General features: G+C 43.9%; 9 protein-coding genes. 3 read left to right on the forward strand and 6 right to left on the reverse strand.

Features of this window, described 5'->3' with window-relative positions; all coding sequences use genetic code 11:
• The first annotated feature begins 138 nt into the window (after positions 1 to 138).
• Positions 139 to 672: a PepSY-associated TM helix domain-containing protein gene (locus KYS23_RS17630; RefSeq protein WP_218419607.1), complete on the forward strand. Its 534-nt coding sequence runs from the start codon at positions 139 to 141 to the stop codon at positions 670 to 672.
• On the opposite strand, the gene KYS23_RS17635 is transcribed toward KYS23_RS17630, so the two are convergent.
• From KYS23_RS17635 to KYS23_RS17655, 5 genes are all read right to left on the reverse strand, one after another.
• A complete protein-coding gene (locus tag KYS23_RS17635) occupies positions 655 to 2,814 on the reverse strand; it encodes a TonB-dependent receptor plug domain-containing protein (protein ID WP_218419609.1) in 2,160 nt (719 codons plus the stop codon). The genes KYS23_RS17630 and KYS23_RS17635 overlap by 18 nt on opposite strands.
• Before the next feature lie 93 nt (positions 2,815 to 2,907).
• Positions 2,908 to 6,165, reverse strand: coding sequence for a WD40/YVTN/BNR-like repeat-containing protein (locus KYS23_RS17640; protein WP_218419611.1), 3,258 nt, complete (start codon positions 6,163 to 6,165; stop codon positions 2,908 to 2,910).
• Between the two features lie 301 nt (positions 6,166 to 6,466).
• Positions 6,467 to 7,360, reverse strand: coding sequence for an SDR family NAD(P)-dependent oxidoreductase (locus KYS23_RS17645; RefSeq protein WP_159532465.1), 894 nt, complete (start codon positions 7,358 to 7,360; stop codon positions 6,467 to 6,469).
• Positions 7,361 to 8,130: 770 nt separating this feature from the next.
• Positions 8,131 to 8,439: a putative quinol monooxygenase gene (locus KYS23_RS17650; RefSeq protein ID WP_159532467.1), complete on the reverse strand. Its 309-nt coding sequence runs from the start codon at positions 8,437 to 8,439 to the stop codon at positions 8,131 to 8,133.
• Positions 8,436 to 8,651 carry a DUF2798 domain-containing protein gene (locus tag KYS23_RS17655; RefSeq protein WP_218419613.1) on the reverse strand — a complete coding sequence of 72 codons (216 nt, stop codon included), beginning with the start codon at positions 8,649 to 8,651 and terminating at the stop codon, positions 8,436 to 8,438. The genes KYS23_RS17650 and KYS23_RS17655 overlap by 4 nt, the downstream gene beginning before the upstream one ends.
• Before the next feature lie 87 nt (positions 8,652 to 8,738).
• Here KYS23_RS17655 and KYS23_RS17660 point away from each other — a divergent pair, with 87 nt between their 5' ends.
• Positions 8,739 to 9,599: a LysR family transcriptional regulator gene (locus KYS23_RS17660; RefSeq protein WP_218419614.1), complete on the forward strand. Its 861-nt coding sequence runs from the start codon at positions 8,739 to 8,741 to the stop codon at positions 9,597 to 9,599.
• Between the two features lie 96 nt (positions 9,600 to 9,695).
• Here KYS23_RS17660 and KYS23_RS17665 read toward each other — a convergent pair whose 3' ends face one another.
• Complete coding sequence (locus KYS23_RS17665; protein ID WP_159532473.1) at positions 9,696 to 9,971, reverse strand: DUF1330 domain-containing protein; 276 nt, start codon at positions 9,969 to 9,971, stop codon at positions 9,696 to 9,698.
• 119 nt (positions 9,972 to 10,090) lie between these two features.
• Between KYS23_RS17665 and KYS23_RS17670 the strand changes: the two genes are divergently transcribed.
• Complete coding sequence (locus KYS23_RS17670; RefSeq protein WP_159534651.1) at positions 10,091 to 10,993, forward strand: LysR family transcriptional regulator; 903 nt, start codon at positions 10,091 to 10,093, stop codon at positions 10,991 to 10,993.
• Positions 10,994 to 11,090: the final 97 nt, after the last annotated feature.

Raw genomic sequence — 11,090 nt, forward strand, 5'->3', positions numbered from 1 at the left:
AAGATTACCAATATTACGGCTATTACCAAGCGCTTTTAACCCATTTATTCGTCGCTTGAAATCTTAGTGTGGGCTGACATTTTTTACTCGCTAAATTAGATGCAGTATAATGAGTGTCCATTTTTAGGTAGTAAGTGCATGTCGATTAACCTGCGTAAAACAAGCCGCAATTTTCACTTGTGGCTCTCTTTGGCCATTTTTATTCCTGTTGTTGTTGTGATTGGCAGTGGTCTTTTGTTGCAGGTAAAAAAAGAGTTCGACTGGCTACAACCGCCCACTCAAAAAGCCCTTAGCAATGCCCCAACTATAAGCTTTGATACTATTATTGAAGTGGTTCAAGACGTACCAGAAGCGAAACTGAATAGCTGGGATGATATCGACCGTTTAGACGTTAGGCCCGACAAAGGCATTATAAAAGTACGCGGAAAGAATCAGTGGGAAGTGCAGCTGAACGCAACCAATGGCGAAGTGCTGCTGGTTGCTTATCGGCGTACCGATACCATTGAAGCTATTCACGATGGCAGCTGGTTTTTTGAAGGCGCAAAGTTATGGCTGTTTTTGCCCGCCGCCATTTTGCTATTCATTTTATGGCTGACGGGCTTAGTGATGTTATTTACTACGTTAAAGAGTAAATATCGAAAACGTTACTATCGTTCACAGCAAAAAGGTTAACGCTAGCTGTACACTTTCACCTTGCGCAAATGCGGCTTTATCGTCGGCGCTCACATAATATTGCTGATTAGTAAGGTTACGCCAGCTAGCTTGCAGTGAAGTACGTTGGTTGAATTGCCAAGCCGCGCCAATATCTACTGTGGTTACATTATCGAGTTCTTTTTCACCATCTCCAATATCCCGCTTGCTGGCACGATAAACAACTGTTGAAAATAGGCGAATTTCACTCACTTCGTATCCTAGTGTTAGTCGCTGACTATGTGGCGGAATATCAGCAATAGCGCTACCTATATTATCTTCGCCCTCAATCCACGCGCCATTTAACTGCGCGAACCAATACCCCTTTCCTGGTGCATTATTTTCCGGTCTATTTACACCTTGTGACTGCTGCCAATCTAGCTGATAGCTTATGCCTTGAATGGTCGCACTGTCTAAATTACTGTAAACCTGAACATCTTCAGATACCGTAGTACGCTCAATATAGTGGTTGATTTTCTGCCGAAACACTTCAACTGAACCTGTTAAGCCGTTGCTGTTATACGATAACGAAGCCTGTATATTTGTGGCCTGCTCTGTATCTAAATCGGCATCACCTAATACGGTACCCCGAGGGGTTTCACCGGAGAAATAGCGTTCAGTTAATGACGGATTCCTAAAGGCGCTAGATAAGTAAACACTTGCCGTCCATTGCGGCGAAAGTATATGGCTAGCGCCAATAAAACCGCTGATGTTAGTATTTTCAACATCGTCAACGTTGTTAGACTGTTGCTGCCAATCTAACCTACCTCCAAACGCTAGCGTCGTAGCACCAAAGGTTCGAGATGCATCAGCAATACCTGCTACGGTGGTTTCACTGGCATCCAATGTACGAAGCTCGTAAGCCAATTCAGAAATGAAGAATGAGCTGGTTAGGCCTGAGGGCTGCTCTATAACAGGCTCGTCTACAAGAGATTGAGTAGCAGAGGAAACCATGGTGAGCTCTTTTTCATCAATAGTTACCCCCTCCCGCCCCATCAACTGAACTTGCCAATTCACTTGCCAGTTATTAATGCGTGTATTACTGCCCACATCAAACCCGAAGTCTAACGCCTCGCTTTCACTTTCGTTTATCCGATCCTCGGGTCTTACAATGTGGGTGTCCAATGTGGATTGGTGCCACCAAAGGTTGCTCACTATGTCATTGTTAGATATGTCGTCACTAGATCTGTTATTGCTAGCGGTGTCGTTACTAGCTTTGTGGCTGCTAAATATATCAGAGAATACAAACGTCATTTTACCTAGCCAGTGCGTATTTTCTGGGTAGGTAGTTACTCTATCTTCTGGAAAGTCGCTGCTGGATTTACCAATATCACGGTTGTCTGAATACAACGTCCAGGCTTCTTTCAGCACACCACTTTCAGGTCGATGCCTAATAAACAATGCCGTTTGTTCAAACTTATCGAACAAGGTATTACCTTGTGCATCTGAGCCGTTATTTCCGTTACGATACGACAGGTTCCAATCGATATTCCCTGTGTAATCGGCATAACTATAATCTTGTGTCTGTTGGTTGCTGCTCCACCCTATTTGAAGGTTTGGTGCTGTGTTGTATGGAAGTAACAAATCTACAGCACCACCAATAGCGCCCGACCCTAAATAGGTAGACGCAGCACCTGGCATAACGGCCACGCCTTGAATAAATGAAGGAGGAACAAACCCCACACTCGCGCCTGCTCGGCGATCACTCTCAATAGGTACACCATCAATAAGCGATTGAATTCGCCAGCGAGAAAAGCCCCTAATATTGATATTTTGAATTTGCCCACCTTGCCCATTTAAGTTAACTGAAGGCGATTGGAGCAAAATGTCATTAATGTGGGGGCTACCCACAAGATTCGATTTATCATAAGTATATTGGGGGAAAATGCTGTTTAAGGTTTGATTGTAATAGGCGCGCTCTGCGGTAACAGTGTAACGCTCGACTTCCTTGGCGCTAACACCATTGAAGCTAGGTTCGTCAGCCCCTTGAGCATCAGTAGCACTGGCATAAAAAACGGGGACGGCTAAAAAAGAAACGGTTAACAATAGTCTAAAAGGGGCTAATCCAAAACGCGAAAACTTAGCAAAAGATAAAAAACAGAAAGAATACGACAGGCTTTTCATTGGGTCTTGCTACGGTAGTAAAGCTAAAAAAGAAGGGTGAAAATAAAAAACGCGGCAGCGTAACGCTGCCGCATCTGTTTGCACTAACGCTCGTTAGTTTGCAATAACCGGAATGCCTGCAGTCCAAGGACCACCTTCATTCACCACCGCTTGCTGTAGCGCAGGCAGCGTGGTTTCATGCAACGTTTTAATGCGCGCAATCACGTGATTTAATTCATCTTCAGCGTAACCAAGTTGGTCTTTATGCTGTTGAGTTGGCCCATAAGATGAACCTAATGCAGACCTTGCGTAACGTAAGCGGCTCATAATATTAGCCGGCTTAATCCCTTTACGATTGCGCGACTCTAAGCCACTAAACGCTTTATTAATATCGTTTATTTCACTCTGAATGCTCGCAAATTGCGCTTCAAGTTGGCTAACATCGCTAGGCGTACGGTCAATAGCAACACGAAGTAATGCCATCGTTTCTTTCACTTGGCCTAGCACAGTAGTTGAAGACATCGCACGTTTTTGCGCTTTATCAACCGCATTACCATAAGCTGCAATTTCCTCAGCAGATGCCCCTTTAAGTGCACCCTCATAGATAGATTTTAACGTGAACTCAACAGGCTCAGCTAGCTGAGTAACAGTTGCCCCTTCACGCTTAAACAGTGTAGCGCTATAAGTGCCTGGCAATGCCATTAAACCATTATTTTTACTATCTTTTTTGGTAAGTGGTGTGGTATTTGAATACTTCATATCCCACGTAATGCGGTGAAGTCCTTTCTTCGTGCTGCCCGCTACGCGATTTATTACGTCGCCTGCATTGTCACGAATTTCGATATAAACCGCAGGTTCAGGTTCTTGAATTTCAGCCTCTATTGCTTCCCAACTTGGGTACTTAGGATATTTTTCATCTTCAATTAGCTTTTTCTCAGCTTCTTGACGCTTACCCTTCGCGGTTAACAAACTGTCTTTTAAGAAGTAGGTTAACGTAGCACCATGTGCTGGGTTCTCAGCCGCGAAGCGGTCGTCGCCGTCTGAGTCAGTGTGCCTAGTGTCTAACTGAAACCATTTCACCGGGCGACTAGGCGCAAACAAAAGTGCATCTTGTTCCATCGATTTTTCAGTTAATGCGCGAAGTGGTGCGTAATCATCTAAGATATAAATACCACGGCCAAATGTACCGGCTACCAAGTCGTTTTCTCTGCGCTGGATTTTTACATCGCGAGTAGAAATGGTTGGCATACCGCCATCAAGTTCAACCCATTTTATACCGCCGTTAACCGTAAAGAAAACGCCAAACTCGGTACCAATGAACATCAAATCTTTGTTCACATGGTCTTGCACAATACGCCAAACAAGGTGTTTTGCAGGTAGGTCATCGGCAAGTGATGTCCACTTTTTGCCTAGGTTCGTCGACTTGATCAAATAGGGTTTGTAGTCGCCATATTTATGGTTATCTAGAGCAACATATACGGTATTGGGATCGTACAAATCAGCCCGAATATCGTTCACATAAGCGGTAGCGGGTATGCCTTTAATATCGTCTAATTCGATTTTCTTCCACGACTCACCGCCGTTGGTAGTGACTTGAATAATGCCATCGTCGGTACCCGCCCACAGAATGTTTTCATCCACTGGACTTTCAGAGAAGTTAGCAATAGTGTGGAATTCTGTCATGGCGTACAAATCCCAGCCCGCTTCTACCGACCACGTTCTGCCCATCATAGGCATATGCATACGGTTTCCGTCTTGGGTTAGGTCGCCAGACACGGCCGTCCAGCTATCGCCGCGATTGTCTGAACGCCATACTCGCTGTGATGCAAAGTAAATACGAGCAGGGTCATGGCTAGACACATTAATAGGTGCATCCCAGTTGTAGCGCTCTGCTGGATCGCCCGGTAATGGCTGCGGCTTAACGTAAACACCTTCTTTGGTGGTCATGTCTACGCGGGTAAGGTTACCCTGTTGCCACTGTGAATACATAATATCTGGGTTACCCGGTTCAACCGCCGGCTGATGGCCATCCCCGCCTAGAGTTAAGAACCAATCTTTATTCTTAATGCCTTCTTTTCGATTGGTACGTGAAGGACCGCCTTGGGTAGAATTATCTTGTGCACCCGCATAAATCATGTAGAAAGGTTTTGAATCATCCGGCGCCACTTTATAGAACTGCGTTAACGGCAAGTTAGCCATAAAACGCCAGTTCGCCATTCTGTCATGGGACATGTAAATACCACCGTCTGATCCCATCAAAACAAAATCAGGATCGGTAGGGTGAAATGCCATGGCATGATCGTCTACGTGCTTACGTTTCGTGTTAATTGGCGTCCAGGTTTTACCGCCATCATCAGACACTTTACTGTAGTTACTGGCAATATAAACACGGTCGAATTGGTGTTGGTCAGCAAAAATTTCTTGGTAATAGTGAGGGCCCGTACCTGCACCTACTTCATCCGATACCTTAGTCCAACTTGCACCTTGATCTGCCGAACGATAGAAACCGCCTTTGCGGTTGTCAGTCTCGATAGTGGCATAAAGCACATCTGGGTTCATAGGCGATATCGCCATGCCTATTTTACCCATGTTGCCTTCTGGCAAACCGGTTTTAAGTTCAGTCCAGGTTTCACCGCCATCGTCAGACGTATGAATGCCCGCCCCTTCGTTAGTCCCTACATATACCGCAATTGAACGCTGGCGAGCCCATGTAGCTGCGTAAAGTTTATCAGGGTTACGTGGATCGATAAGTAACGAGGTTACACCAGTCCATTTATCGGCAGGCGTAAGTACTTGCTTCCACGTGTCGCCGCCGTCAGTGGTTTTATAAAGGCCGCGTTCACCGCCGCCAGACCATAACGGCCCTTGGGCAGAAACCCACACGATATCAGGGTTGGTAGGGTGAATAATAATATCGGAGATATGTTCAGACTTCTCCAGCCCTACGTTATTCCATGTTTGACCGCCATCTACAGACTTGTAAACGCCGTCACCGAAGCTAATATGACGCCCACCGTTGTTCTCACCTGTGCCCACCCAGATGATGTTCGAATTACTTGGCGCAATGGTCACATCGCCAATAGAATATACTGCTTGTTTATCGAAAATGGGGGCCCACGTATTACCCGCATTCGTAGTTTTCCATACGCCACCGGAACCTACTGCGGTATACCACGTTGAAGGATTATTTTGATCGATAGCAATATCGGCTATTCGGCCAGACATATAAGCAGGCCCAATATTTCTCAGCTCCATTGCTTCGAAAGTAGAACTGCTAAAAATAGGTTTGTCGTCGTTAGGTTTTTCTGCAAAAACAGTCGAGCATGAGAGTGCAAGAGATACAGCTACTGCAGCTTTAAGAAGCTTTTTCATTATTATTATCCACAGAGTGTTTATTTTGAATTTAGAATTATAGGTATTAACACTATATAGAGTTACTAATAAACCTATAAAGTTTCAATAAACACACGACCAACTACCTAATATAGAGGTTAAAAAATCGTCGTCATTAGGCAAGCGCTGTCTAGGGGAGGTTTTTATACTCCCCCTCCTAAATCATGGTGGGCATGTTCGCTTTCAGCGGTAATCGCTACGCTTTTTTTACCGCTAAAATGATAGTTAAAAAGTAAGGCGTTTATAAAAAGCACAGCTCTCAATAAGCAAATGCGTCTAATTAAAAAGTGACGATGTCATCGTCAATTAAATGGCCTACCACAGGGCTGTTTTCAGCATCGACAAACCCGTTATCAATCGCTTTTGCGCGGCCGCGGGTTACCTTGCGATAGTTTGGATGCGTGTAAATGTACATTTGTTTTGAACGCAATGCTTCCAACACACGTTCAGCTAACATTGATACAGGAATTCCCGACTCCACCGCTATGGTGGCAGCTTTAGCCCCTGCTTTTAGTTTTTCTTTATCGATACGTTTTTCAGTGGCTACCGCGTATTTTTCTTGTCTATTACGATAAGACTCATGAATACGAGTTTTTACGAATGCAGGGCATAATACTGACGTATGAATATTGAAGGGCTCTAGCTCTGGCATCCAGCTTTCAGTCATTGAGACTACTGCGGCCTTAGAGGCACAGTATGCGCCCGCGTATGGCATACCCATCATGCCCGCCATCGATGCCACGTTTAGCACCCAGCCCCCTTCACCATGTTCTTTTATGGCAGGAACGCAAGCTTGGGCTCCATACAACACGCCCATTACATTCACGTCCATTACCCAGCGCCAAGTTTCAGCTTCTGAGTCTTCTATTTTTCCAGGAGAACCACCCACACCTGCGTTATTGATGACCATATGAATTTTGCCAAACGCGTCTTTAGCTTTTGCAACAACGTCTTCCCACTGGGCATAATCAGTTACATCAAGTGAGCAGGTTATTAACTTGTAACCCTTAGCACGCAAACCTTCGCTAGATTGTGCAAGGGCTGCAGCGTCGATATCGCCCATAACAATATTCATTCCCTGCGCTGCTAATGCCTCACTTAGGGCTAAGCCAATTCCACCCGCTGCGCCCGAAATGACCGCGGTTTTACCTGAAAATTCATTAGACTGAGACATCTGCTCTCCTGTTGCCTTTATTGCCGAAGCACGTTTAATTACTGCAACTGCCGTTTGCCGCCATCACTATGACCGAATGCAGATAAGGCCAATCGAGAAGCAAAGCATAAATAGTGAGTTGTTCAGCAAGTAGACTAATCTGATGGCGTAAGGGTAGATACTTTATTTGGCTAATTTCAGATACTTCATGAAATCAATAATGCGGGTAGAACCAACTAACGCTTTCTATTGAAACGAGTAAAAATAACGCATTTTTATTATTCCAAAATATCACTTCGCTATGAAATATGACTGATATTCAAAAATATTTAGTCTGTAAGCCAAACATGCGCTTCTCTACTCATCGCAAAAATCGGCTGACTTAGCGGTTGTTTATTTCTACTTAATTTTTAACTGCGAGACAAGCATAAAACCCTGTCAATAAGCGAACACTTAGAAGACTTATCGGTAAAAGCGGCGTAAGCATTGCCAATGTTGCGCACGTTCATTTAATTACCCCGCGTAATTATCGAGGATTTTTACTTAAGTATGGCCAGCCCCCTTCAATTGATGTTTTTTGCAGTCTGCTTTTAAAGCATTTGTGCAGTAGCTTCAACGTTGCACCCCGAGTGTAGGGGTAATTTTGTGGATTGCAAACGCAGCATTGCTGCTTAACGTAGCATTGATAGACAGCGGCACAAGGCCGACTCAAGCGAGTTTGTTAGTGCGCTACACATTACATTGTTGTTGAGCCTTTTTGAGTTAAATTTATTTATGTAGCGATTTAGGTGCTAGCTTGCCTCAATGGGCAAAAGGTAGCGAATTTCAGGTGCTGTTGCCAAAATGGTTTCATACAGTGCAAATACCGACTTGGTATATTCTTGCGCGTAATGAAAGTCTAAGTCGGCCTGGCTTTTAAAGTGCTCAACTAAAATGTATTGGCCATTTTCTCTATCTTCAAAAATATCAAAGCGAATACATCCTGGCTCTCCTCTAGTGGGGAGTAGAAGGCGCTGAAGCGCCTCTACTCCCTTTTCATAATAGCGTGACTGTGGTTGAATAATGGCAACAATATGCACCGGTCTGTCGACTTTTGTCATGAATTTGATCCTATGATTTTTTGGGTTAATAATTTAATTGGCTTAGCAAGGCCGTATGCAGCCAAAAAGGCCATGGAATAAGCCTTGATGAATGCCATTGACCAATCTGACAGAAACGTATCTGTGACCCCTAAATTAATAAAGGTCACCCAACCGGACATCAGTCCTGACAGACAACATGAAAACAGCGCAGTAAAGATAATTCTTTCCATCCATTCCTCCTTTGAGCGATGTTAGTGTATACCTATGTCGCTCGGTGAGAATAAGCGAAATGGAAACCTTAGATTGCAGGAATTGATGTGCTAGACGACTTAACGCTTTTTATCGAAGTGATCCAACGAGGCAGTTTTGCCAAAACGGCGGAAGATTTACGTATATCGCCCTCAGCGTTATCAAAACGTATCGCAAAACTTGAAGTACGACTTGGTACCCCTTTACTCTCACGTTCGGCCAGAGGCGTAGTGCTAACTGCATTCGGTAAAATGGTATACGATGATGTTGCCGATGTTATTTTACGCGTAAAACAAAAGGTGCAAGCTTACGACAGCACACAGCTAAATATGCTTAGCGTGTTATGCCCACAAAACTTGGTAGCCGGCCCGCTATTTACACCATTCAGTGATTTTCAATTTACTCACCCAACATTACAACTGCGTATCGAGCCCGACAACCGCAACGTATTAACCAGTCAAAAGCAATTTGATATCGCGTTTCGTGTGGGCGATCAGCAAGATTCTTCATTAATTCAAAGAAAAATGGGCAGCGTTACTGTTCACGTTGTTGGAAGAAATAAGAAACTGAATACCTCTCACCTTTTTGTACCCTACACCATCAAACAAATTCCCAACGCTGAGCAATTTAATGTTTTAGCCAGCGCGTATGACTATACGCATTACGTGGGTGATATTACGCTAGCGAAACAGTTTGTGGCGTCGGGAAATGGGGCTGCACTGTTACCAAGTACTGAAATTCAGACACTCATAGATGATAAAACGCCTGAGTTGCAGTTTCATAGTGAGCAGTTATTTACTCGCCCTATCTATGCATTGTGGCCCAACTCCTCTAGCCCAAGTGCTCAAGCGCGTGAATTAATTGAAAATGTTCATTGCTACTGTAGTGCCAATCCATCGTTGTGCGGCGGCGCCTTGCCTATAGGTTAATAGAACAAAACTTACTCATCTACGCTAATATACGCAGGCAGAATAAAGGGCAGCCAAGGCTCGGCTCCCCATTATTAAAAATAGTCACTACCTTATCTACACCAAATGAAATTGGCTATGCATACCTAAATCGCGAAGGGGGACAATGGCTTGATACGCCGCACTGTTGTACCACGCCTTTGCGCTTTCATTGTCAGGAAACGCAATGACAGCTTTCATCGGATGCCCAGCCTCACCATGTAATACCTCTATATGACCTTTGGCAATAAACTCTCCGTTAAACGGCTTTAATGTTTCGGCTGCTAAAGCGCTATATTCCGCTATGACAGCTTTATTTACTGGGGTTAGGTCAACGACAACTAAACTTTGCATCTTTTGGTTCCTTATTACTGACTATTTAAAAACTGCTATTCATCTCTTTTCGTTGACTCAAGATAAACCCGTAATACATATTGAACAATAAGCACTATTTGAACACTTTGTTTAATATTATGAACACCGTAAAATTGGCCCCGTTATTACTTATTTTTGTTGAAGTTGCGCACAAGCGATCGTTTACATTAGCGGCTAAAAAGCTAGGATTGAGCAAATCTGCGATTAGCCAACAAATTACAAAATTAGAAAGTGAAATAGGGCAACAACTTCTCATACGCAACACCCGCGGCGTAATTCTGACTGCCGTCGGCGAGACGCTACTTGCGCGCAGTGAGCTCCTTAGTGAGCAGATAGATCTCACCGTTGCAGAACTGGACAATGCAAAAAGCCAACCTAGTGGCTTATTTAAAGTATCGGTTCCCCCTTTTTTCGAAAAAGACATCGTTGTACCTGCGTTGAAACAGCTATGTATAGAATTCCCGAAACTTACTCCACAATTATTAGTTACGGGTAGATGGCAAGATTTGATAGAGAATAAGTTGGATGCCGCCATCTTTGGCGGCAATATTAAAGATTGTGATTATCGTGCGCTGTCAATTGGTAAAGTGTCAGAAATATTTTGTGCTTCGCCTCGATACATAAAGCAGCACGGCAGTATAAACAACATAGAAAAATTGCCAGAACACAGATTTATCGCTACTGAATGGCAACACGGTACGTTACATTTATTTGATAATAGCCATGCCAATGAAGTGCTGATTGACGTGCAACATTATGCAAGAACCAATACCCCCAACACGGCCTTAGAAATGGTACTAAATGATATGGGAGTGGCTTTGCTACCAGAGTTTCTAGTTCACTCTCTTTTGGCCGAAGAGCAGATTAAAAGGGTGATACCAAGCGCTCGAGGAAAAGCGTGGCATTTTTATTTCCTTCATCAGTATAGAGGCGAAAAACCGCTTCATGTGACGCGTTTTTATCAACTTTTTAAACACTATTTCACTAAAGTTAATGGTTAACCTTATCTCCAAATTATATGCGACCAATAGGGGGATATTTTAAACCTTTAAAGTATATGGCAGCGGATGTACATACATCCGCTGCCATATATATACC

The organism is Alteromonas lipotrueae (assembly GCF_019249255.1).
Taxonomy (GTDB): Bacteria; Pseudomonadota; Gammaproteobacteria; order Enterobacterales; family Alteromonadaceae; genus Alteromonas; species Alteromonas lipotrueae.